General features: G+C 65.4%; 21 protein-coding genes. 15 read left to right on the forward strand and 6 right to left on the reverse strand.

Annotated features, from left to right (window positions below):
• Positions 1 to 259 precede the first annotated feature (259 nt).
• From ACWC91_RS04550 to ACWC91_RS04560, 3 genes are all read left to right on the forward strand, one after another.
• Positions 260 to 817, forward strand: a complete 558-nt coding sequence (locus ACWC91_RS04550) for a hypothetical protein (RefSeq protein WP_450639811.1) — start codon at positions 260 to 262, stop codon at positions 815 to 817.
• Positions 814 to 1,602, forward strand: a complete 789-nt coding sequence (locus tag ACWC91_RS04555) for a hypothetical protein (protein ID WP_450639812.1) — start codon at positions 814 to 816, stop codon at positions 1,600 to 1,602. Before ACWC91_RS04550 ends, ACWC91_RS04555 begins: the two co-directional genes overlap by 4 nt.
• Positions 1,603 to 1,815: 213 nt before the next feature.
• Positions 1,816 to 2,624, forward strand: a protein-coding gene (locus ACWC91_RS04560; protein WP_450639814.1) for an IS5 family transposase whose coding sequence is annotated in 2 segments (ribosomal slippage) — positions 1,816 to 2,173 and positions 2,173 to 2,624 — 810 coding nt in all. Because the reading frame shifts where the segments join, the coding sequence is not laid out codon by codon here.
• Here the strand turns inward: ACWC91_RS04560 and ACWC91_RS04565 are convergent.
• Both ACWC91_RS04565 and ACWC91_RS04570 read right to left on the reverse strand, forming a co-directional pair.
• Positions 2,596 to 3,039, reverse strand: a complete 444-nt coding sequence (locus ACWC91_RS04565) for a hypothetical protein (protein WP_450639816.1) — start codon at positions 3,037 to 3,039, stop codon at positions 2,596 to 2,598. The genes ACWC91_RS04560 and ACWC91_RS04565 overlap by 29 nt on opposite strands.
• Before the next feature lie 420 nt (positions 3,040 to 3,459).
• Complete coding sequence (locus ACWC91_RS04570; protein WP_450639817.1) at positions 3,460 to 4,245, reverse strand: alpha/beta fold hydrolase; 786 nt, start codon at positions 4,243 to 4,245, stop codon at positions 3,460 to 3,462.
• Between the two features lie 209 nt (positions 4,246 to 4,454).
• Between ACWC91_RS04570 and ACWC91_RS04575 the strand changes: the two genes are divergently transcribed.
• Genes ACWC91_RS04575 through ACWC91_RS04585 form a run of 3 tightly spaced genes read left to right on the forward strand, consistent with a single transcriptional unit; the run spans position 4,455 to position 6,966 of the window.
• Positions 4,455 to 4,838 carry a hypothetical protein gene (locus ACWC91_RS04575; protein ID WP_450639819.1) on the forward strand — a complete coding sequence of 128 codons (384 nt, stop codon included), beginning with the start codon at positions 4,455 to 4,457 and terminating at the stop codon, positions 4,836 to 4,838.
• 59 nt (positions 4,839 to 4,897) lie between these two features.
• Positions 4,898 to 5,671 carry an ATP-binding cassette domain-containing protein gene (locus ACWC91_RS04580; RefSeq protein ID WP_450639820.1) on the forward strand — a complete coding sequence of 258 codons (774 nt, stop codon included), beginning with the start codon at positions 4,898 to 4,900 and terminating at the stop codon, positions 5,669 to 5,671.
• Positions 5,665 to 6,966: a DUF7224 domain-containing protein gene (locus tag ACWC91_RS04585; RefSeq protein WP_450639821.1), complete on the forward strand. Its 1,302-nt coding sequence runs from the start codon at positions 5,665 to 5,667 to the stop codon at positions 6,964 to 6,966. The genes ACWC91_RS04580 and ACWC91_RS04585 overlap by 7 nt, the downstream gene beginning before the upstream one ends.
• Before the next feature lie 871 nt (positions 6,967 to 7,837).
• On the opposite strand, the gene ACWC91_RS04590 is transcribed toward ACWC91_RS04585, so the two are convergent.
• A complete protein-coding gene (locus ACWC91_RS04590; protein WP_450639822.1) occupies positions 7,838 to 9,190 on the reverse strand; it encodes a tetratricopeptide repeat protein in 1,353 nt (450 codons plus the stop codon).
• Between the two features lie 199 nt (positions 9,191 to 9,389).
• On the opposite strand from ACWC91_RS04590, the gene ACWC91_RS04595 reads away from it, so the two are divergent.
• Both ACWC91_RS04595 and ACWC91_RS04600 read left to right on the forward strand, forming a co-directional pair.
• Positions 9,390 to 9,956 (forward strand): ATP-binding protein, encoded by a 567-nt coding sequence (locus ACWC91_RS04595; RefSeq protein ID WP_450639824.1) that lies wholly within the window; start codon positions 9,390 to 9,392, stop codon positions 9,954 to 9,956.
• A 314-nt stretch (positions 9,957 to 10,270) separates the two neighbouring features.
• The gene (locus tag ACWC91_RS04600; RefSeq protein WP_450639842.1) at positions 10,271 to 10,570 is read left to right on the forward strand and encodes a hypothetical protein; all 300 of its coding nucleotides are present in this window, start codon (positions 10,271 to 10,273) and stop codon (positions 10,568 to 10,570) included.
• A gap of 407 nt (positions 10,571 to 10,977) precedes the next feature.
• Here the strand turns inward: ACWC91_RS04600 and ACWC91_RS04605 are convergent, their stop codons facing one another.
• Positions 10,978 to 11,757 (reverse strand): GntR family transcriptional regulator, encoded by a 780-nt coding sequence (locus ACWC91_RS04605; RefSeq protein ID WP_450639825.1) that lies wholly within the window; start codon positions 11,755 to 11,757, stop codon positions 10,978 to 10,980.
• Between the two features lie 164 nt (positions 11,758 to 11,921).
• Here ACWC91_RS04605 and ACWC91_RS04610 point away from each other — a divergent pair, with 164 nt between their 5' ends.
• The 4 genes from ACWC91_RS04610 (at position 11,922) to ACWC91_RS04625 (ending at position 15,414) form a co-directional block, all read left to right on the forward strand.
• A complete protein-coding gene (locus tag ACWC91_RS04610) occupies positions 11,922 to 12,266 on the forward strand; it encodes an SCO3933 family regulatory protein (protein WP_450639827.1) in 345 nt (114 codons plus the stop codon).
• Positions 12,266 to 13,567, forward strand: coding sequence for an FtsK/SpoIIIE domain-containing protein (locus ACWC91_RS04615; protein ID WP_450639829.1), 1,302 nt, complete (start codon positions 12,266 to 12,268; stop codon positions 13,565 to 13,567). The genes ACWC91_RS04610 and ACWC91_RS04615 overlap by 1 nt, the downstream gene beginning before the upstream one ends.
• Positions 13,564 to 13,761, forward strand: coding sequence for a hypothetical protein (locus ACWC91_RS04620; protein ID WP_382080814.1), 198 nt, complete (start codon positions 13,564 to 13,566; stop codon positions 13,759 to 13,761). The genes ACWC91_RS04615 and ACWC91_RS04620 overlap by 4 nt, the downstream gene beginning before the upstream one ends.
• Before the next feature lie 237 nt (positions 13,762 to 13,998).
• Positions 13,999 to 15,414, forward strand: coding sequence for a replication initiator (locus tag ACWC91_RS04625; protein ID WP_450639844.1), 1,416 nt, complete (start codon positions 13,999 to 14,001; stop codon positions 15,412 to 15,414).
• A 218-nt stretch (positions 15,415 to 15,632) separates the two neighbouring features.
• Here ACWC91_RS04625 and ACWC91_RS04630 read toward each other — a convergent pair whose 3' ends face one another.
• Both ACWC91_RS04630 and ACWC91_RS04635 read right to left on the reverse strand, forming a co-directional pair.
• Positions 15,633 to 17,252: a recombinase family protein gene (locus ACWC91_RS04630; protein WP_450639831.1), complete on the reverse strand. Its 1,620-nt coding sequence runs from the start codon at positions 17,250 to 17,252 to the stop codon at positions 15,633 to 15,635.
• 243 nt (positions 17,253 to 17,495) lie between these two features.
• Entirely contained in the window at positions 17,496 to 18,173 is a 678-nt protein-coding gene (locus ACWC91_RS04635; RefSeq protein WP_450639832.1) for a GAP family protein, read from the reverse strand.
• Positions 18,174 to 18,513: 340 nt separating this feature from the next.
• Here ACWC91_RS04635 and ACWC91_RS04640 point away from each other — a divergent pair, with 340 nt between their 5' ends.
• Genes ACWC91_RS04640 through ACWC91_RS04650 form a run of 3 tightly spaced genes read left to right on the forward strand, consistent with a single transcriptional unit; the run spans position 18,514 to position 21,732 of the window.
• The gene (locus ACWC91_RS04640; protein WP_450639845.1) at positions 18,514 to 19,164 is read left to right on the forward strand and encodes a hypothetical protein; all 651 of its coding nucleotides are present in this window, start codon (positions 18,514 to 18,516) and stop codon (positions 19,162 to 19,164) included.
• Between the two features lie 27 nt (positions 19,165 to 19,191).
• On the forward strand, positions 19,192 to 20,544 hold the full coding sequence (locus tag ACWC91_RS04645) for a Dyp-type peroxidase (RefSeq protein ID WP_450639833.1): 1,353 nt from the start codon (positions 19,192 to 19,194) through the stop codon (positions 20,542 to 20,544).
• Between the two features lie 57 nt (positions 20,545 to 20,601).
• Positions 20,602 to 21,732 carry a catalase family protein gene (locus tag ACWC91_RS04650; protein ID WP_450639835.1) on the forward strand — a complete coding sequence of 377 codons (1,131 nt, stop codon included), beginning with the start codon at positions 20,602 to 20,604 and terminating at the stop codon, positions 21,730 to 21,732.
• Positions 21,733 to 21,881: the final 149 nt, after the last annotated feature.

The raw sequence follows: 21,881 nt of genomic DNA on the forward strand, positions 1-21,881 counted from the left end.
CTGCGCTGGCTGTCGTGGCTGCTTCCCGTCCTCGCTCGTCCGTTCCGCAGGCCGCCCTCCGGACACCGCTGCCGGGCCCTGGAAGCGGTGTCCAGATCGTGTCCGAGGTGGAGTGGGTCTGAGGCTTACCCCCGCTCCTGGTCTCAAGGAGGCCTGCGGGGGGCCGGCGACATGTGAGTCCAGGGCTCCGAATTGGAGTCGTTTGCTGTGACTCTCCGGAGCCATTCCCTTACCCACACGTTCAACCTATGATCGCCCCATGGTGGGGGCGGGCGAGTGTACAGATGAAGTAGCAGAAAAGATCTTGAGCGCGACAGTAAGTGCGCAGCTCAATGCCCCAATTCGATGGAAGCCCAAGAGCGTGCGCAGGGACGGCCGACCATCGCAGCTTGAGGGCAACGTACCGGTTCGCAGTGACTTGCCAGACCGGTTCGACCTGATCTTCAGGATCAAAGTGGATCTGGCCTGGGAGTACACCCTCATCTTGCGGCATCTCCCCAGCGGCGCGAACGTGCGGCGGCTCGATGTGCGGGGCACTCACCGTGATCGGGTGGGCGAGGACTACATCTGCCGTACCCATAAGCATCGCTGGAGCGAGGCTCGCGGTAACAAGGATGTGTACGCGCCTACCGACATACGGCATGACCCGGCGGTCCCTGTGGATACATCCCTCGCTGCCTTGGATGAGGAGTACCGTCAAGTCTTGCTGGACTTCATGGGCGAATGCGAGATCGCGATCGGGGACGGGTACACCTGGTACAGCCCGACGACGCCGCCCGACACACTACCGCTAGAGGGCCTGGAGGAGTACCCGTGATCAGGGACGACATACTGCCGCCCTCTGTCCGTGATCAGCTCGCCGGATGGACGATCGCTCCTGGCGGGAAGCCTGGAACAGTCGCGCTCACCGGAGGCCTATTCTTCAGTGACGGTGATGGAGTCACTTTGCTTCTCCGCGTGTCCGGCGATGAAGTCCTTGCCAGCGATGCAGGCATCGCTGCCATGCGGTTGCTGGACGCCGGTGTAGACCTTGGGGGAGGACGCGCAGCCAAGGCCTGGGGCGAGATCCTCGACGGCTACCACCTGAAGGAGATTCACGGACGCATCACCGGTCGCCGTTCGATCCGTTGTGCCGGTGCCCTCGTGGCTGACATCGCTGGTGCGGTGCTGTCCACGGACAGTTTGAAGTGGCTGGCGCAAGGTGGTCGAGAAAGTCCGTTGGAGAGGTCTCTCTACGCCTTCCTCAGCTCGGCCCACCTCGAATATCAAAAGCGTCCATCGGTGCGCCTACCTCGAGGTGGTGAAGTGCGTCCGACGGCTCGGGTAGTTGCGCCAAAGCGTGAGGTACTGCTGCAGGCTGCGAGCAGCAAGCAAGCAGCCGAGCACGCCCTTGTTCTGGTGCAACAGCTTGCACGCGCTCGCTACTCTGCGGACCAGCGATTCGTGCTTCTCGGCGGCAGCGTTGATGAGTGGAGCCCGGATCAGTTGGATCTTCTGGCAGACAACGCCTCAGTTGGCTTCGCGTCAGACATGCGGATGGTCGATGCCTTCTTGAAGGAAGGGAAGAGGCCACCACGGCTCTGGGCGCAGACCACTGACTGAGGCGTAGGGCGTTCGTGCACTGCCCGATCGGCTGGTGAGTTGCAGGGGGCCGTGATCACTCGGTCAAACCACCACTCTGCTGACCACGCGGACAGATGGGGCGGCGGTGAGCAACTGCGTGCTCGTGGGCCCCTTCCCTGGCGCGGGAAGGGGCCCAGTCGTTTCTAGAGTTAGACGTCGTTTCCTTTGGCGTGATCGTTCGTTGAGCCGTGCATGACGGATCTGGTTGAGCGGTTGGTACCGGATGAGTTGTGGGCGCTGTTCTGGCGGGTGGTTCCACCGACGGAGGTGAAGCGTCCGCAGGGCGGGGGCCGAAGGCGGGCAGGTGACCGTGAGACCCTGGCGGGGATTATCTTTGTGGCCACCTCGGGCTGCACCTGGCGGCAGCTGCCGCCGGTGTTCGGGCCGGTCTGGCCCACGGTCTACCGGCGCTTCGCCCAGTGGAGCCGGGAAAGGGTCTGGGCCCGCCTCCACCGGGTCATCCTCGACGGACTCGGTACCCAGGGGAAGTTGGACTGGTCGCGGTGCGCGATTGACACCGTCAGTGTCCGGGCAGCTAAAGGGGGACCTTGACCGGACCGAATCCGACTGACCGCGGCAAGAGTGGATCGAAAATCCACCTGATTACCGACCGGAACGGACTGCCCCTGTCCCTGGGCATCTCCGGCGCCAACACGCACGACAGCCTCGGCCTGAAACCGCTCGTGCGCGGCATCCCGCCTGTCCGCTCCCAGCGCGGGCCGCGCCGCCGGCGCCCGGCCAAGCTCCACGCCGACAAGGGATACGACTACGACTACCTGCGCCGGTGGCTGCGCAAAAGAGGCATCCGGCACCGCATCGCCCGCAAGGGCGTGGAGTCCTCCACACGGCTGGGCCGCCACCGCTGGGTCGTAGAAAGGACGGTGTCCTGGCTGGCCGGCTGCCGCCGCCTGCACCGCCGCTACGAGCGCAAGGCCGAACACTTCCTCGCCTTCGTCGGCATAGCCGCGGCCCTCATCGGCTACCGTCGCCTTGCGCGGTGAAGTCATGCGGGTCGATTGGTGTTGGTTCGGCCCCGTCACTGTCGTGTCGCAGCAGGGCAGTGACCCGGCTCAGCCATCCCCTGCGCGGCTTGTTGTCCCTCTCGATCAAAAACCGCGCTGTGTGCAGCGGGTCACGCGGGGGCTGACCTGTCTGATGGCGGCGCCAGTAGCGGGCCACTCTCCGCTCCAGATCGCCCAGGTCCATGCTGCCGGTCCTGGCCAGAATGACCGACCCTTCTGGGCCTTCGGGGGCAGTCAGCGCCAACACGCCACCGTCTGGTGAGTACGCCGCCGTGTACTCACCTTCATCGATCTCAATCGCCTCAATCCCGTTCGTAGCGTGGACGAAGGATGCGAAGACGAACAAGTCCTCGTCGCGATCGAAGATGAACACAGTGTCGGGAGGGAGTTCCATACGGATCACTGTGGCACTCTCGTTCGTCGTGCTGCGACCAAAATAAACGGCGTCTTAGTGACTTTCCCAGCGCTCGACCGCGCTTGCGTTACGGCCTTCTCTGGGGTTGGGTGTTTTCGACAGGGTGAAAGGGAGCCACTCGGGCAATGAGAACGGGAGCCACCTTGCGCCATCCGTGAAAGGCATGGACTGTCACACAGGCCCATGATCGGCAACGAGAACGGGAGCCACCCCTATCGGGTGACTTCTGGCGATGTTGGTGAGAAGCGGGAGTGTCCGCGCCGGTGTCGGACGGGGTGCCGATAGTTTGGCGTCCCGGGTCCTCTTGGCTCGTGTCCCTGACAGGCACGGTCGTGGGGGCCCGGCTTCGTCAATGGGTTGCTTGTGATCCCGCTTCGCTGATCGGCGGTGCTGCCGTGATCACAATGAGCTGAGGAACCCGCGGACCGCGGTAGCGAATCCGGCCGGGTCGGTCTCATGGACGGTGTGGCCGGCGGGAAGTTCGGTGAGGTGAGTGCGGGGACGTCGCGCCACCATGTCCTTCGCGTGGCCGGCGCTGAGGACCAAGCTGCGGCTGCCGCGGATGAGCAAGGCGGGACAGTCGCTGGCGAGCCAGTCGTTCCAGTGATCGCCGTTGAGCTGCTGCTGTGAGGTGTTCATGTCGTGCGGGCTGAAGGCAAGTCCCCACCCGTCGGCGTACTCGCGGACGGCGTCCGTGAGGTAGCTCGCTGACGCGCCGAGCCCATCCAACAACCCTGCCCGTGTCGGAGCCCGATGTGGCCAGGCCAGGCTGAAGGACAGATCGTCATCGACCTCGGCACCAATGTCTTCGATGATCAGAGCGCGGACAAGGTGGGGATGCCGGGCAGCGAGCTGGTAGGCGTTGACGCCTCCGAGCGAGTGTCCAAGCACGACAGTGCCGCTGAGCCCCAGGTCCTCCAAAAGGCTCGCCGCGTCCTGGACGTAGCCGCTGCGGGAGAAGTCGGCGGGGCGGCCGGAATAGCCGTGCCCGCGCTGGTCGAGAGCAATGATCCGCCAGTGGTCGCCCAGGTCCTGAGCCAGACGTGCGAAGGTGCGGCCCTCCCCGAAGTGTCCGTGCAAGGCGAGCAGGGGACGTCCCGGGCCGCCGAAATCGAGGAAGGACAGGCGCCGCCCGGCCACTGTTGTGACCGCTCGCTTCGGCTCGGGTCGGGTCGTCGACGTCATGTACGTCAGCTTGCCATGGGGTGCTCCTCAGTCAGACTCTGCTCATGAATTAATCGGACACTTTTTGTATAACGGCAATTATTGCGATGAACCGCCTGTAGTTAATTAAGTCTCTAAACATCTGACGTTTAGCGCTAATAGAATAAAACGAGATCAGTGAGATCTGCACTCCTCGCCCTCATAGGCTTTACATGTTGTGTACATGCCGTATGATGATCAACACAGAGCAAAATTTTGACGCCCAAGGGGGAGTAATGCTCACTGCATTGAAGCGGCGAATCTCCGGCAAGTCCGCCAAGGTCGCTACCGTCGCTGTCCTTTCAACCCTGGCAATCGGCTTGAGCGCGCCGATGGCCAGCGCCTCGTATGAATCTACCTGGCATCACGGATGTCGCGGCTACTGGTACACCACGTCCGGGCACGCTTACTGCAAGGGCGTCACAAGCACGAGTGGCTACTACGACGTGCACTACTACTGCAGCAGCTTCGAAAGTGACGGATATGGCTTCCGCAGCCTGCCGATGGGGTATGTCGGAAAGTTCCACTCGTACGAATGTATCTTCAGCATAAACAGCACGAAGGTTGTCGGCTAGAGGTCTGATCGCGTCCAGACGAGCGGTGGGGTGTATGCCCCACCGCTTATGGAGTTTAAATGTCAAACAATATTGTTGGGCTGGCTGGCCTTTCTCAGGGATACGGTCATCGGAAAGTCATCGACAGGTTGGACCTAAATGTTGCGGAAGGGGTCACTGGCCTGCTCGGACCGAACGGCGCCGGCAAAACGACTCTGCTACGGACTCTCAGCACCATGTCCCCACCCCAGGAAGGGTCTCTCTGTCTCTTTGGAGAGGAGATTCACTCCGAACGGTGTGCTCGCCGCGTCCGTCGTCGCATTGGATACTTGCCTCAAGATTTCGGCTATTATCCCAGCTTTTCTATCCGCGACTTTGTGCGCTACTGTGCCTGGCTGCGCGAAGTTCCACATAAGCGAGCCGAGAAATCCACCGAGAAAGCTATAGCTGCCGTCGGGCTCGCTGACCGAGCAAACCATAAAATGAAATCCCTGTCTGGCGGTATGCTTCGGCGAGCAGGAATTGCGGCGGCCATTGTCGGAGAGCCGTCTCTAATTCTTCTTGATGAGCCGACCGTTGGATTGGATCCAGCTCAAAGGCTGGACTTTCGAAACTTGATCCGTTCCCTTGCCAATGGAGGAGCTGCTGTACTGCTCAGTACGCATTTGGTTGAGGATGTCAGTGCGGCTTGCGACACTGTGCTCGTACTGAAAGACGGAGAGATAGTGCATAACGGCACACCGCAACAATTGGCGGCATCGGCATCCGCGACAGCCCCCGGTGACAGTGCACTAGAGCGCGGCTATATGACAGTGCTGGGTAGTTTTGCCTCTGGGGAGGAAGCCGCATGGTAAGGATCTATCTTATAGAGCTACGTCGCTCTCCCTTGCTGATTGCACTGCCGTTGATGATCGTTATCGATCTCCTCGTGCTCTTCGGGAGGTCACGTTACTGGATCGGCGTTTGGTCGGAGGCGAGTGCCGCATCACAAGTAACGACACTCTTCCTGGGGCCCGTGCTTGCCGCAGTGTCTGCCTGGCAGGCCGGCAGATCCTCGCGCTCAGAAATGCCCGCTTTTCTTCTGGCCTCGGCCCGACAGGCCTGGTACGCAGAGGCGGCGCGACTGGCGGCAACCCTCACTTTGGGGCTGGGCGCATATGGCGTTGGGTGCGTAATTGCCGCAATTGCTTCCCTGCCTGAGGCAGGCGGCGGCTTCCTCTGGCCTTCCTATCTGCTTGTCGGGGTGGCGACACTCACGATGTATGCAGCAGTCGGACACCTTATTGGACGCATCTGGCCGTCACCGGCTTTCACGCCGGTTGTCTGCGCACTGGGCGGATTCATTCTTTTCCTGGTAGTGGGGCAGGCGTATGGCCTGTTCGTTCTCTCTGGAGCCCCAGACACTATCGTCCGGCATGACGCCGTAGCCGCTCGCCTATTCCTCGCCTCTGTTCTCCTCGTCATTGCTGTGGTCGCCCCCGTGGGCAGACGCTTCCGAAACAGTGGTGAAACTTCCTTCTACCCGATTCCGCTGGGTGTTCGGTGCGTTTTCGCATTTTCTTTGCCGTTGTGCTTTATTGCGTTCGCTGGACTTCTTTTCGCTGGGCCGCTTCGAGAGGCGCGCTCCGCTACAGCTAACAACATGCTGTGCGACAGGGTATCTGTGGATACTCCAAGGGTCTGCGTATGGCGTGACCATGGAAAGTATCTACCGTCGCTTACGCGAATGGCGGAACGCCTTGACCAAATTCCGCAAGAGTGGATTAAGGTGCCTCCAATATTTTACGAGAGCGGCCTTCGTCCTACTCCACTTGGCGATCGCGGTTTCGAAATTGCAGAAGGTCACGTTAGGGCGGCAGCGATAGCAATGGCTAGTCAGGTTTCCATGGAATCGCTTGGTATGGGCCAGTGTCTTCCTCCTGAGACGGCTTCGAGGGCATGGCGAGCGGTAGACCGAATTGATCTATGGCTCGAGTATCGCGCAATGGGTGAGTCGCCGACCAAGGCCGATGCCGGATTGCATATGGAGGGCATGTCAGATGCCAAGCAAGCCGCGGCTCGTATAGTTGCGGCGTCGGAATCCGATCAGCAGCAATGGGTCAAGGAAGAGCGCACGTACGTGCGTGAGGCGGGATGTGCGCCACGTTGATGACCGCTTCTTGCCTACTGCGATACGTACGCGTACACCGAATCTGGGTGGCGCTCATAGCTGTAGTTGCGACTGCCGCCATTTCTGCCTTCTTGGGCGGGTTTCAAATTCCGCTTCCATCCTTTGAGGGGGGACCCGCAGTGGCGGGAGTTCCCTTCCGTAGAGAGCTTCCGCTATTCTCGGCCGTTCTCATTGCGTCAAGCTTGGGTGGTCCGATGGCGGATCACGAGGGGACCGGGGGTGTTTTGCTGCATCGCACGCGTCTTGTCGTCACGTCTTCTCTGTTGATCGTCTCTTGCGCGCTCTCGTTTCTTTCTGAGGCTGCGGCTGCCGGAGTCGGGAGCGGAGTGGTATTTGTTCGATCTCTATTGATTTGGTTGGGGCTGGCATTTTTGTCAGGCCGCCTGTTCGGGGTGCGCCTGACTTGGATAGTTCCGTTGTTGTCCGTTTTTCCTCTCGTCTGGCTCGGTACCGGGAAGCGCTGGGATTGGACCGCTATGCCTGCCAGTGACCCTGCCAGTTGGTGGGTCGCTGGCCTTTCTCTTGCAATTGGCGCTAGTGTATTGTGGGTCACGTCTTGGCGGATTTATGAAGCACGTGCAATCTCATTGACTCAATTGAGATCAAGGAATCGCGTGGGTAAAGGTGCGGAAGCTACGCATCTTCACCAGGCGACTGGGTCTGCCGAGGATTGTCGGACGCTACGGCGGTCAGCTGACCGCTGACCGCGTTGAAAGCCTCGATGACCGTCTGATCGTTCGAGGTCCGAGGCTGGGTGGCTGTGAATCTTCGGCTGTCAATGCAACGTTCAGCGCCAGGCCGAGTGCTGCAAAGGTCTGATGAATGGGCCCCGGACCGTCTGTCGTCTGGTCTAGAACGGAAGCTCAGATCGGGCGGCACCTCGCTTGATGATCACGACCTGCTCGTGGAAGTCGCGTGTGGCTGCTTCGCGCGGGTACCTGGCGCGTAGTTCCTTGTCCAGCTCGTCGGCGACTAAAAGCAGGGATGGGAGAGACTTGCGGTCGGCTTCCAGTGCCTTGGTGCCCATGCCGATGGCTTCTTCGATCTCGCCGGTGCGGGCGGCGGCGACTCCGAGTGTGAGGCGGGCTTCTGCGGCGCGCATGGGCGAGATTTCTGTTCCATCCGGGCCGGTGCTGATGCGGATCACTGACTGGGCGTGGGTCGCGGCGCGCTCGTCGTCTCCGAGGAGACGGTAGGCGTCCATCTCGTAGAAGTCCCACTTGTCCGGGTCGATGATGAAGTGGTGTTCGGGGTGGTCCGCGCGCGGTAGCCGGTCCAGGCGTGCGCGTCCAGCGTCCAGGGAGTCACGGACCAGGCGGGCATCTCCCATGCGCGCGGCGGCGCGTGCCTTATGCGCGTACAACTGCACGCCGACGGAGTGCGTCTGGTCGGAGGCGTGTCCTGCTTCAACGGCGTCGAGCATGTCTTGCCAACGGCTCTGGGTGAGGGCAAACCACGCCTCGATCTCCCATGCCCATGCCTTGATCTCGCCGTGGCCGGCGTCCTCGCCGATGCGGAGTGCGGCGGCCTTGCTGAGGTTGGCGGCCTCGCGCTGGCCGCGGTCGTACTGGACGCATGCGTTCAGCAGGAAGAGCCATCCGGCATCGACGAGAAGTTCGCGGTGTTGGCGGAGGGTCATCCGGCCTTCGAGCTGCTTGGTGACGTAGTGAAGGCCGTTGCGCGTGCGCTCGTGCAGGTAGTCGGCATCCGCGTAGGGGTAGGCGCGGGCGAGTTGATCAATGCCCTGCTCGATGGATTCCAGGGCGGCGCTGTTGATGCTCGACATCTCGGTACGGCGGAGCAACTCTGCGACATCCCACAGACCTGCCCCACCCTGGGTGATCAGGGTGCTCGGGTCGTCTGTCGGTGACGAGGTGGTTCTCTGGGTCAGCTCCCACGGGCGCGGGGCAAGTCCCGCGAGATGGCCGGGGACGCATAGTGCGTCCACCACTTCGAGGATCTTGTAGTGCTGGGTGATCCGTGGGCGTACGCCCTTGCCCTCGGTTTCAGGCCGGGCCATCTTGCCGATGTGCTCGCGCTTGTAGCCGGTAGCTTCGGCGATCTTGGCGAAGCTGATCTGACCATGGAGCCGGGCCAGCCTGAAGACTTCACCGAAGTCGTGGTTGGCGATTGCGGACCGTACGTCTGCGCGTTCCAGTACGTGCGGCGGTAGAGCAGCCGGTGTCGGTGCAGCTTCGGTCATCTCACTTCCCCATCGTGATTGACCTGACGTCTCGTCTTGTTCGATCTTCTCTTTCGATCTTTGCGCACTGTCCGTCTCGCGAGTGTACCCACGAGGGGGGTCCCCACGAGGGGGGAGCGATGGCCGGGAGATACGGGGCAGCCTCGGGTGACCCTGCCGGGAGGACTTCGGCAGACGTGACCCGAGACGGAACCCTGTCATGGAGGCGAAGAGAGTGCGACAGCGTGAGCACTTAGAGGAGGAACTGGACGCGTACGCCCACTGGTTCGTGGCGCCTGAGCCGTCATCCGGTGGGCACTTCTTGACACTGACGCTCTTCGCCGAGTTCCAGGACACGGCACGCGTCGCACGAGACATGACCGCCGAGTTCCTGCGGGGTGCTGGTGCAACCGAGGTGATCGACGATGCTCGGCTAGCCGTATCCGAGCTGGTGGGGAACGTGGTGAACCACGCGGTGCCGGATCGGGATCTGGCTCATCCGGGTGGCTGTCGGCGCATTGATGTGACCTTCAAGCTCTGGCCGAATTGGCTGTTTATCGGCGTCTCGGATGAGGACTCGACGCCTCCGGTGCTTCCGTTGGGCGACGCGTTCTCTCCGGGACTCATGGGTGAGCTGTCGGAAGCGGTCTTGCCCGACAGCGGCCGTGGGCTGCTGATCGTTCAGCGGCTGGCGGTGGCGGTCTGGTGGACGCCGGGAGACGGGGGCGGCAAGACGGTGTGGTGCCGCTTCGACCTCAACGGCGGAGATGGCGCCAGTCCAATCTAGTGATCTCCGGGCTGTCGCCTTCGTGTTGTCCCCTCGGGGCGGGCGGCAGCACGGGGCCGGGGGGTGTTTCCTCCGGCGATCGGGGCGTGGCTCCCAGACTGTCCGCCGGGCTCCCCACTCGGCCCTGGGGGCCACGCTTCACAACCTCATACCGAGACCGGACCACCCCCGCGCCTGGCAGCAACCGGGGTGGTCCGGGAGGGGACGCAGCGGTCCCCGGTGCCAGATGGTACCGGGGCCGTTGGGCTGCTTGTTTGCCCTGGGCCAAAGAGAGTTGATGATCCGTTACCTAGATCAGGGCAGAGGTGGGCAAGGTGTCTGGCTCGGGTGAGGGCTGGCTGAGTGATGGCCTCGATGGCGTGATGGGCGTCGACCACGGCTTGTGGGTGCCAGGGGTCGACTACGTGGTGGGCTGGCGGGAGGCTCGGGTGGTTGCCGACCGGTTGAACCGGGCGCTCCTCGGTGCGGGCTTCGAGCTGTCCATCGTGCGGGCGGTCGCCTCGACGGGCGAGGACGGGCGTGGAGTCGTGCGGTTGGTGGGTTGGCCGGAGGCGGTGGACCGGCTTGCCGGGCTCCTGGAGGGGCTCGACGGCGACGGCGGCGGTGCGGCATGAGGGGCGCTGTCACTGGTGAGCGCGGTACGTGGGCACGTCGCCGGCCGGAGAGACTTTGGGCAGTAGCTGCCATGGGGCGAGTGAACAGGGGGCCTTACGCTGGCCCGGCGAATCGGGCAGGTACTGGACCTGTCCGCGGTTGTGCCCGATGGGCCCCCTGTTCTTCGAGGCTCGCCCCATGGGAGCTGCCTAAAGTCTCGGAGGCCGGCGACCCCCAGCCACCCACGCCCCAGCCTGCGACGGCCGGTCGACGCCTCGACTTCTCCGGCTGGCTGCGGTGTGGGGCGTCCGGCGACCGGACGGGACCGGCGGCCACGCCGCACGCCCGGCCGGGGCGGCCGGGCGGCCCGGCGCGCCGCAGGCGCGCCCTTGAGGAAGTGAAGGCGGTTTCGACCGATGCCGGTTGCTCAGGCGCGGGCGCGTCGGGCGGGCTGTTTGTCGGCGGTGATCCGGTAGGCGAGTTCGGCGCGGTCCGCGCCGATGCGCAGCTCTTCGAGGATCAGGGGGCGGTCGTCGGTTCCGTGGGTGACGCGGGCCATGTGCAGGATCGGGGTCGCGTCGGGGAGCTGGAGCGTGGCGCGCTCGTCGGGCAGCGGCATGCGGGCGCGTACCGTCTCAGTCCACGACAGCTTGTGTCCGGCCTGGGTGAGTACCCAGTAGATCGCTGCCGGAGGCTTGCACGGCTCCTTGCCGAGCAACGGGACAGCCTCGGCGATCTCGAAGGGGATCAGGGTGCGATGCATGGCCCGCGTCCCGGTGCCGGGATCGGTGAGCAGCCGGTCGCAGCCGAACAGCGCTTCCTCCTCGCCGAATTGAAGCAGTCGGCCGGTGTCCTTGGCAGTGTGGGTGCGGTAGGTGCTCGGCTCCTCGGCCTCCTGCCATACGTCGCCGTTGGGCATGACGAACTTGCCCTCCGTGGTGCGGCTGATGCGCCGCTCCAGGGTGAGGGCCGGCTGTCCGTCGGAGCGTACGAAGCTGCCCTTGCCGTGCCGGACATCGATCAGCCCTTCCGCGCGCAGTGCGGCGATCGCGTTGCGGACCGTGGGGCGGGAGACGCCGTAGCGGGCCATGAGCTGAGCCTCGGACGGCAACAGGGAGTCGGGCGCGAACTCGCCGGACAGGATCGCTTCTCTGATCGCTGCGGCCACCTGCTGGTAGAGGGCTCCGGGGCGCTGGATCTCGGTCATCTCGGCTTCTCCGGGTCGTGGTCGTAGGCACGTCGCACGCGCGACATCACTCGTCAGCATAAGTAGTTGCACCCCCGCCGTACAGAGCTCCATAGTCGTAACTCGTAAGGACGAGTGACGTCAGTACATCACTGGCGTCCTGACTGGCCAGGGAGGCCAAAGAAATGCAGTCCATTCCCGTGGACACGACGCGGCTGGGCGTACTGCGGTGCGCCATCGCGCCCGAAGCGAAGATCAGCAACCTTGAGACACAGGAGGTGAAGAAGGACCGGGACGGCAACCCCGTCTACACCGTCGCGGTCACCGTGCGGCAGGACCGGCGGCGGATCTCCGTCATCGAGATCGCCGTGACCGGTGAGCCCAAGGGCATCGAGGAAGGACAGATCGTCAAGGTCACCGGGCTGACGGCGTTCGTCTGGTCGATGGGCGAGCGGCACGGCGTCAGCTTCCGCGCCGACGCCATCACGCCCGTGCCCGGCCCGGCGCACGCCAAGGGCGGTGGCGCCTGATGGGGCCGATAGCTCTCGCCCTCGCGCTGGCCGTGCTGGCCTGGGTGCTGGTCGTCGGTGACCTGGTGCGCCGGCACCGTCCGGCCTGGCATTGGTACCTCGTGGGCTACCCGGCCGCTGCGTGCCGGGTGGTGTTCACCTGGCGCAAGGTCGCCATACTCAACGACCTCGCCATCTCCCGCCGCCCGCCGCGCGGCCTGCTTGGGGACTTGGTGGTCAAGGGTGATCCGCTGCGGCCGGTAGCTCCGCGGGTCTCCTTCCCGCGCGCCACCCGCATGGGCCTGACCGTGATCGTGCGCCTGCACGCGGGCCAGACCCCGGCGACGTATCTGAAGGCGGCGGACGCGTTCGTGCACGCGTGGAAGGTGCACGCCGTGCGGGTCACCTCGCCGGAACGCGGGCTCGTCCTGCTGACGGCGACGGCCACGGATCCATTGGAGCGGCCTGGCTTAGCCACGGCTCCGGCCGAACTCCTCTGCGCGCTGATAGGCGTGCTGGAGTCCGGCGGGGCGTGGGTGATGAACCTGCGGCTCGTACCGCACTGGCTCATCGCCGGGGCAACCCGCTCGGGCAAGTCCACGCTGCTGGCCCGGCTGATCACCCAGCTCGCCGGGCAGCCGGTGGCCCTGGTCGGCATCGACTGCAAGGGCGGCATGGAACTGGGCCTGTTCGCTGGACGGCTTAGCGCGCTGGCGACCTGCCGCAGGGAAGCGGTCGTCGTGCTCTCCGCGCTCGTGGTCGACATGCAGGACCGGATGAGCGTCTGCCGGTCTGCCGGGGTCCGCTCGATCTGGGAGCTTCCGGAGAAGCTGAGGCCGGTGCCGGTCGTCGTCATCGTCGACGAGATCGCCGAACTGTACCTGTCGGACGGCACCCGCGAGAGCAAGGCGGAAGCGGACCAGTGTTCCACGCTGCTGCTGCGGCTAGCCCAGCTCGGGGCCGCGCTGGGGATGCACCTGGTTGTCGCCGGCCAACGCGTCGGCTCCGACCTTGGCCCCGGCGTCACCGCCCTGCGGGCGCAGCTCGGCGGCCGTATCTGCCACCGCGTCAACGACCCCGGCACCGCCGAGATGACCCTCGGCGACCTGAACAAGGACGCCGTGGCCGTCGCCCAGTCGATCACAGCGGAGGAACGCGGGGTGGCCGTGTGCACCGGGCCGGACGGCGGCTGGAGCCGCGCCCGCTCCCACCTCACTCCCACGCAAGAAGCCGTGGCGATCAGCAGGAAGTACGCGGCGACCACTCCCGAACTGCCAGGCCTGACACGCGCGCTTGAGGTGTTGGAGGGAGACGAGAAGTGATCGGCGAAGGTACGGCGTTCACGTTCGCGGTGATCTTCGGGATCATCACCGTCCTCCTCGTCCGCTCCCGCGACGTCCGCGCCTGGGAAGCGGTCTGCGTCGGCCTCTTCGGCCTCTACCTCGGCCAGACCCCCGTGGTCTTCACCGTCCACGGCCTCGTCACCTGGCTGATCAACGGCTTCTCTCACCCCTGAGCAGAAAGGACACAACCGCATGCCTATGCCCCGTGTGAGGTGCCCCCAGTGCAAGGGCGACGGAGCCCGCCGCACCTGGACCGGACGGCAGCGGCGCTGCCGCGTCTGCCGAGGCACCGGAACCATCCGCTGACCCACCCCCACCCGACCCGCAACGGAGGAGATCCCCATGAACCACAGCGCACCACCCACCACCCACCCGGCCGCTACGGCGGCCCACCCCGGAAGGTCACCACCATCACCCCGCAGAACACCCCTACTGACCGGCGCGCCGCCCTCGACCGCGCGGCGCGCCTACGTCAGCTCCCCGAAGCAGACCGCGACGCCATCCGGCTCGCCCAAGACCCCAAGTTCCCACGCTGGCTCGAGCAGATCACCGCCACCGGCGGCTGCGCTCATCCCGTCCATCTCTCCGGCTCAACCATGACCCTGGACGGTGCGACCGGCGAGGTCCTCCACCACTACGACACCCGCAACGAGCCCGGCGAACGCCTCCTCGTCCGCTGCCGCAACCGGCGCGCCACCGTCTGCCCGGCCTGCTCCCGCCTCCACGCCGGAGACACCTACCACCTCGTCCGCGCCGGCCTGCTGGGCGGCAAGAACGTCCCCGCCACCGTCCGCCACCGCCCCCGGCTCTTCGTCACCCTGACCGCTCCGTCCTTCGGTCCGGTCCACCGTGCTGGGGAACTCTGCCGCCCCCGTCGCGACGGCGGAACCTGCGAACATGGCCGTCCCCTCGGCTGCGGCACCGTCCACACCCCGGACGCGCCGGACGTCGGCCAACCCCTCTGCCTCGACTGCTACGACTACGCGGGCCACGTGCTGTGGCACGCACACGCCTCCAAGCTCTGGGACCGGTTCGTCATCGACGTCCGGCGACGCCTCGCCACCTCGGCCGGCTTCGTACAGTCTCACTTCGCCCAACACGCCCGGCTGTCCTTCGCCCGCGTCGCCGAGTATCAGAAGCGGGCGGCCGTTCACGTGCACGCCGTCGTCCGCCTCGATGGCCCGAACGGACCTGCCGACGAACCTCCGGCCTGGGGCACTTCAGGCCTGCTCATCGACGCTGTGCGCGCCTCCGCCCGGCGGGTCCTGGTCCGCACTCCCTACAGCCCGGCCGTGGGCGAGTTGGCCTTGCGCTGGGGCGCCCAGGTCGACGCCCGGCCATTACGCGCCGATGGCGACGGACCCGACGATGACGCGGTCGCCGCATACGTGGCCAAGTACGTCACCAAGGGTGCAAGTGAGACAGGTGCCGGCCTCGACCACGCGCTCTCGTCCTGGGGCGACATCGAGTCGGCACCTGTGAGCGGAAACGTCCGCTCCCTCATCCGTACCTGCTGGCGTCTCGGCGGCCTCCCCGAGTACGGGCCCCTCCGGCTCCGGGACTGGGCTCACACCCTCGGCTATCGGGGCCACATCCTGACGAAGTCCCGCGCCTACTCGACGACGTACGCCGCGCTCCGCGCCGAACGTGCAGACCACATGGGCCACGTCGAGGTGCCCGATGTGCTCACTGAGAGGCAATGGCGCTACGTCGGCTCCGGCCACACCCCCGGCGCTGCCCTCATAGCGACAGGAATTGCTGACGACCTTGCGGAGTCCCGGCGGCTTGGCCTGGAAGCTAGGCAAGCGGGGGAGTGGGGCCGATAACTGCTTCACCCGAACCTGAGCGTCAGCAGCCCGGATGCTCGTCACTGCCCCGGATGGTCAGCGACAGGATCACCAGCTTGATCGAGAGCGAGATAGTGATCATTGACGATGACGGTACGGAAGAGCCGTTCGATCCTGCGACGTGGTTCTCGTGAAGCGAGAAGCCGCCTCCCCGTGTCATCGGGAGGCGGCTACGCACGCACGCCGTGTGTGCTGCGTCAGAAGGCTTCCGCGAAGTCGTCTTCCTTGAGTATGAGGCGGTCCCGGACGTCCTTGGGGATCATGAGCTTCATGTGGATGTGCGGCGCCCGCACGCCCTTCACCCTGGTTCGCTTCACCACACACTTCACGCCTACCCGGAGTAGATCGGCGCCCATGGCTTCCATGCCACCCTCCTCCCAATGGGTGCGGAACGTTTTGCCGTTGTGCACGGCCACCCACCGGTCCTGGGTCGACTTGGGGTCGATGGCCTCCAACTGTTTGATGAGGTCGTCCAGTGACCTCTCAGCCTGCTCCTTGGTGAAGCGCGTCTTGGTGAAGCGGCCCCCAGGCTCAAGCCCGGTCATGTAGTAGCTGATCGACTGTTCAAGACGCTGCTGTTCCCTGCGGGCCTCGGCGCCCTGCCGGTACTCGCGTGTCATGACCGGCTCGTCTCCGAGAACCCTCAGAACGTCGTCGACGAGTTTGCTGTAGATCTCGTCGGGGTTCGGCGCGCCGTGGCCTCCTGCCTTGCACTTGCCGCACCGGAGGTACATGTAGAACCGGTCTTTGACGCGGTTCTTCTGCACTGTCATGTTCGAGCCGCAGTCATGGCAGATCAGGACGCCGAGGAACTTTGTCGCGCCATCGGGGCGTCGGGTGGGCTGCTTCTTCCCTCGTCGGTCCAAAGCCGCCTGAAGGCTCTGGAACTCATCCTCGGTGAAGATCGGGTCTGCCACGCGGATGGGCTTCGCGTCGTTGCCGAGGACGATCTTGGAGCGGCGCACACCGCCGTTCTTGTCCTCTTCTACTCGGTATCCCATGAGCGCCGGGTTCCTGAGGCGCCGGAGCAGCGTCGATGCTGTCAGGCCTGGTCCGCAGAGCCCGGCTCGTACGAGGACCTTGACCATGCGCCGGGCTGAAGCCGGCCTGTCCCTCATGGCGGCGCTGCGGCACCAGTGCAGCGCTCGGTAGGCGTTCTCATCGATGGCGAGTACGACCCTGCCGGCCTCGTCCTCCGCCGTCTCGTATCCAAACGCGGGCTTGCCCACCAGCCAGTCACTTTGCGTCTTCGTGTAGTCCCAGAGGCTTGTGACGCGGGTGCTCGTGTTGGCTGCTTCGATCTCGGCGATGCCGCCGATGATCGTGACCATGATCTTGCCGGCCGTGGTGGTCAGGTCGATGGAGTCGTTCTTGGAGACCAGGTTCTTTCCGTACTTCAGGCACCAGTCGATCATGGTGCTGAGGTCGGAGAGGCGGCGTACGAAGCGGTCCAGCTTCCAGAAGAGAAGTGCGTCGAACTCCGGAGCCCGGTTGTTGAGCCAGTCGCCAAGCTCCTTGCGCTTCCACGGCGGCACCTTCGTGGCCGATACGTTGAGGTCACTGGCGACGCCGACCACACGACAGCCGCGCTCCCTGGCGAGGATGCGTAGATCAAGTTCCTGGCGGACTGGAGAGGTCGTGTCATCGGTGAGGACGGACAGGCGCACGGACAGGAGGGCGCGTGGAGCGTCGTCGGGTAAGAGAGCCTCCGCCTTCTTCAACTCCTCCAACAGGGCTAAGTCGGCCTTGGTCCACTCGCTCTCAACGTCGTACGCCCCACGGTCAGTTGTCGTGCGCGTCCTGCTTCGCTTGGCCATGGCCAGCACGGTAGCGGTTTTGGGCCCGTTGGTGAATGGCCGCAAATGGACACCCACATTCAAATCGGCCCGACCGGCAAGAAGTTGCTGCCTCTGACGGTCAAGAACGCGGCCCCGGCACCTGCGTCGGGCGGTCACGCGCACTGAGTTGCGCGAGGCACTCGTGTCCGGCCGCGTAGCCGGTTGAGCCCCTTCCCTGTCGGGAGGGGGCTCGTCGGCATCCGGGCGACGCGAGTAGGCCGGTCAGGAGCTGAGGACGGAGATGCCGTCTCCGAGCAGTTTCAGCCCGAGGACGAAGAACAGGACCGCCATCACGGCGACATTGTGCTGAGCTGCCCAGTTCTTCCAGCTGCCGAGCGTGGTCTTGGCTCGCTCTCCCCCGAGCAGGAAGACTCCCAGTGGGGCCAGCAGGCCGAGGGTGGCGATCAGGACGAAGATCGCCAGAGATGCGATCTGCTGCCCTACCGGCAGGCCGGCTGAGCCGATCGCGGCCCCCGCGGCGATGGTCAGCGGGGCGTTCTTGGCGTTGAGCGCGGCCAGGGCCAGCCCGAGTGCGAAGACCTTGACCGGCGTGAGGCGGTCGATCGCGCTCATCCACTTCGGCAGCTGGGCTTGCGAGGCATCCCTTGGGCGCCGGTGCCATTGCCGGGCGCCGAAGAGGACGAGGCACAGGCCCAGGGCGAGCTTGAGGGCTCCCACCCAGGTGGCCGGGTGGTTGCGGGCGGAGGCACCCGCCGGGGAAGCGATCGCCAGCATCACCGCGCCCAGTGCCGCGAGTCCCAGGATCCAGCCGACGGTGAAGAGGACGCCGTTGAGACGTCCTCGGGGCGTGGCGAGTATGAGGATGACGGCGATGATCGGGAGGGGACTGACCGCGACGGCCGCAGCGAAACCCAGCACGTCACCAAGAACTGCGCCCATGGTTGCCTCCGCGTGAGGTCGGGGTGGCGATCCAGTTGAGTAGGGCTTGGCGCGTGAGCAGGGCTTGGCGCGCGAGGGTGCCCCGAGCGCCTCGGCGGCGCAACGGGTCGGTGTGCGATCGAGTCGCGCCACTGTCTCCACGGCCGTGCGCGAGCGGCTGCCCGGGAATGGTGACGACGACGTGCTCGGCACGTCCGGCCCATTCCATCTTCCTGCGCCTGGCCGGATCTGTCCTCGGGTGCTTTTCGGGGCGGGAGGGGTCAGGCTGGACCCCGCAATGCCGGGACTTCGCCGGGATGCGAGGTAGTGCATCCGCGGTGAGGATTGGCACGTGAGGGCGATGGCGCCTCATGTCCGAGCGCTTGGCGACTCTCGCACCGATCCGCGGCAGGAGAGCTTCGCGATGACTGCGACAGGTGCAACCCCGCCAGCTCACCCTGAGCACCCGGGCAGGACGGATGGGGTCTCTAACGAGTTCACCGTCTTCACCAAGATCAAGCCGGGCGAGGCCGATGCATTGCGCGAGGATCTCACCTGGCTCGGCGACGCGGCGAATGACGAGAATGTCCATGCGGCGCTGCGCCAGATCGGCACGCTGCATGACGCACGGCACGTCATTTTCGACAACGACACCAGGTTCATGTTCGCCAGCGTCTTCGACGGCTCCTGGGACACCTACATCGACGACTTCGCCAAGACGGTGGTCGGGGAACGCTTCGACAAGGTCTTCTCGCACAGCGAAGGGTTCCCCGGCATCAAAGATCCAGGAGTCAAGGACTGGTTCCTCGCCCATCAGGAGCCCGCGGGGGTCTTCGTCAGCGCCTATCCCGATCTGACCGTTCAGCAGATCTTCAAGGACCACCGCGTGGACGACGCGTTCCAGGAGGTGCTGGACACCCCCGAGTTCCGGTCGGCCCTGGAGAACCCCGCCAACGCGGAGTTGGTGGCCACGCCCGCCTTCCAGAAGCTGTTGGAGGAAGCCTCGGCCTAGAGACCGGTGTGGAGGGCACAAGCGATCATGAACGCAGCGGACAGCGGCAGCGCGGCCGGCGTGAGCATCGAGATCGACGACGTCCAGAGCGGGGCGCTGCGTCCGAGGCCCGTGCCGTACGAGGGAAAGTTCGTCTTCCTGCGTGTCGATGACCGTCATGCCGGGCGCGCCCTGCTGCGGCGGCTGCTCCCGGTGACCTCGGGTGGTCTGCCCGGCCCGGACCGGAGCCAGGATGCCTGGGTCGCCGTGGCGTTCACCTACGAGGGGCTGAGGGCCCTGGGGGTGCCCCAGGAGTCGCTGGACAGCTTTCCGCGGGCGTTTCGTGAGGGCATGGCCGCTCGGGCGGAGCTGATCGGCGACGTGGGCGAGAGTGCACCGGCCCACTGGGAGGCACCGTTCGGAACGGGCGACGTCCACATCGCGTTGAGTGCCCTCTCCTCCGATACGGCACAGCTGGACAAGGAGCTGGAGCGGGCCCGTGTCGCCTACGAGGAGACACCCGGTGTCCAGGTGATCTGGCAGCAGGACGTCCACCAGCTCCCGACCGGGCGCACCACCTTCGGCTTCCGTGACGGCATCAGCCATCCGAACATCGAGGGCGTCGGACTGCCCGGCTCCAGCCCGCGGGAAGCCCCTATCAAGGCGGGCGAGTTCATCCTCGGCTACCCCGACGAAACCGGCAGTCTGCCGCCCATGCCCAGCCCCGATGTGCTGGGGCGCAACGGGACCTACGCGGCCGTCCGCAAGATCCACACCAACGTGGCGGCCTGGCGCCGGTACCTGCGCGCGAACAGCTCCAGCGCCGAGGAGGAGGCACTCCTGGCGGCCAAGATGGTCGGGCGCTGGCCGAGCGGAGCGCCGCTGACGCTGACGCCGGAGCACGATGATCCGGAACTGGCGGCCGATGCGCACCGCGTCAACGACTTCCTGTACCGGGAGAACGACGACCGGGGGTACCGGTGCCCCGCCGGTGCGCACATCCGGCGCACCAACCCCCGTGATTCCACCATCATCGGCGATGCGCGGATGCACCGCCTCATCCGCCGTGGCACCACCTACGGCCCGCCGCTGCCGGAGGGCGTGCTTGAGGACGACGGCGCCGACCGGGGTCTGGTCGGAGTCTTCCTCGGGGCCCATCTGGAGCGGCAGTTCGAGTTCATCAAGGCCGAATGGGTCAACGACGGCAATTTCATCGGCTACCCCGGCGAGAAGGACCCGGTGGCCGGGCATCACGGCGGAACCGGCAGCGTCACCATCCCGGAGAAGCCGGTCCGGCGCCGTCTGCGGAACCTGCCCAGCTTCGTGGTCACCCGGGGTGGCGAGTACTGCTTTGTGCCGGGGCTGCGCGCATTGCGCTGGCTCGCCGAACTGGAGGGCTGAGGGCTATTCCGAGCCCCTGAGGTGCGAGCACGGTCTCCGAGAGGAGAGGTCGAGGTCATGGCCGCACAGTTCGTCCGCTACACGCCTGACGTCGAAGACGACGACCCGGACTTCGACCGCAACGTGCAGACGGTGATCGAGAAGACCGAGAGCTACATCGCCGAGTCGGTCGAGGCCGGCGGCACCGGACGGGCCCTTCGCGACGCCCATGCCAAGGGCTACGGGCTGGTCCGGGGGGAAGTGGAGATCCTGGACGGGCTGCCCCCCGAGTACGCCCAAGGAATCTACGCGACTCCGGGAACCCACGATGCGCTCATCCGCTTCTCCAACGGCTCGCCTCACGCCGGAGCCGACGCGCGGCTGGGAGCCGCCACCGGACTGGCACTGAAGATGTTCGACATCCCGGGCCCGACCCTGCTGGAGGACGAACCGGACACGGGCACATTCGACTACGCCAACATCAACGGACCGATCTTCTTCTGCAACACAGTCGAGCACTACCTGTTCATCCAGGAACTGTTCCTGACCGCGCCGGCCTACTTCTCCCAGGGCCGTCCCGGAGCACACCGCTTCTTCACCGAGTTCGTGACCGGGAAGGGGACACTGGACCAGGACAACTGGGCATGGGACGAGTTCCTGGCCTTCCTGCGTCTGTCCAAGACCCCTCCGGCGAACCTGCTGCTTTCGAGCTACTGGACGATGGGCGCGGTCCGGCACGGGGACTACATCGCCAAGGTGCGCATCACCCCCGACCCGTCCTCCGCTGCCGCGGTGGTCCGGCGCACCATCGACCCGACCTCGGGGGTGGAGGTCTTCCGGCCGGCCCTGCAGGCCGAGCTGCAGGAGCGGCCCTACGCCTTCGACATCCAGGTCCAGCTCTGCACCGACCTGGAGCGCATGCCGGTGGAGGACACCACCGTGGAGTGGCCCGAGCAGCTCTCGCCGTCCGTCACCGTGGCCGAGCTGCGGCTGCCGCAGCAGGACATCTCCGAGCCGGGGAATCTGGAGAAGATGGACGCACTGTCCTTCACGCCCTGGCGGGTCACCGCCGAGCACGCGCCCCTGGGCAACATCATGCGGGCCCGCAAGGAGGTCTACCGGCGATCCTCCATCGCGCGCCACAAGCTCAACCGACAGCCGCGCACAGAGCCCCGAAGCGCCGACGAAGTGCTTGGCCCGGCTCGATGAGGCCGACTGATGCAACGCCAAGCGCCCCCGGGCACCATCAAGTTGCTGCCTCTGACGGTCAAGAACGCGGCCCCGGCACCTGCGTCGAGCGGTCACGCGCACTGAGTTGCGCGAGGCACTCGTGTCCGGCCGCGTAGCCGGTTGAAGCC

It is taken from the genome of Streptomyces sp. NPDC001204, from assembly GCF_053598035.1.

Coding starts and splice junctions, on each gene's coding strand:
- ACWC91_RS04550 (WP_450639811.1), top strand. CDS start 260: ATGGTGGGGGCGGGCGAGTGTACAGATGAAGTAGCAGAAAAGATCTTG.
- ACWC91_RS04565 (WP_450639816.1), bottom strand. CDS start 3,039: ATGGAACTCCCTCCCGACACTGTGTTCATCTTCGATCGCGACGAGGAC.
- ACWC91_RS04570 (WP_450639817.1), bottom strand. CDS start 4,245: ATGACGTCGACGACCCGACCCGAGCCGAAGCGAGCGGTCACAACAGTG.
- ACWC91_RS04575 (WP_450639819.1), top strand. CDS start 4,455: ATGATGATCAACACAGAGCAAAATTTTGACGCCCAAGGGGGAGTAATG.
- ACWC91_RS04580 (WP_450639820.1), top strand. CDS start 4,898: ATGTCAAACAATATTGTTGGGCTGGCTGGCCTTTCTCAGGGATACGGT.
- ACWC91_RS04585 (WP_450639821.1), top strand. CDS start 5,665: ATGGTAAGGATCTATCTTATAGAGCTACGTCGCTCTCCCTTGCTGATT.
- ACWC91_RS04590 (WP_450639822.1), bottom strand. CDS start 9,190: ATGACCGAAGCTGCACCGACACCGGCTGCTCTACCGCCGCACGTACTG.
- ACWC91_RS04595 (WP_450639824.1), top strand. CDS start 9,390: ATGGAGGCGAAGAGAGTGCGACAGCGTGAGCACTTAGAGGAGGAACTG.
- ACWC91_RS04605 (WP_450639825.1), bottom strand. CDS start 11,757: ATGACCGAGATCCAGCGCCCCGGAGCCCTCTACCAGCAGGTGGCCGCA.
- ACWC91_RS04610 (WP_450639827.1), top strand. CDS start 11,922: ATGCAGTCCATTCCCGTGGACACGACGCGGCTGGGCGTACTGCGGTGC.
- ACWC91_RS04615 (WP_450639829.1), top strand. CDS start 12,266: ATGGGGCCGATAGCTCTCGCCCTCGCGCTGGCCGTGCTGGCCTGGGTG.
- ACWC91_RS04630 (WP_450639831.1), bottom strand. CDS start 17,252: ATGGCCAAGCGAAGCAGGACGCGCACGACAACTGACCGTGGGGCGTAC.
- ACWC91_RS04635 (WP_450639832.1), bottom strand. CDS start 18,173: ATGGGCGCAGTTCTTGGTGACGTGCTGGGTTTCGCTGCGGCCGTCGCG.
- ACWC91_RS04640 (WP_450639845.1), top strand. CDS start 18,514: ATGGCGCCTCATGTCCGAGCGCTTGGCGACTCTCGCACCGATCCGCGG.
- ACWC91_RS04645 (WP_450639833.1), top strand. CDS start 19,192: ATGAACGCAGCGGACAGCGGCAGCGCGGCCGGCGTGAGCATCGAGATC.
- ACWC91_RS04650 (WP_450639835.1), top strand. CDS start 20,602: ATGGCCGCACAGTTCGTCCGCTACACGCCTGACGTCGAAGACGACGAC.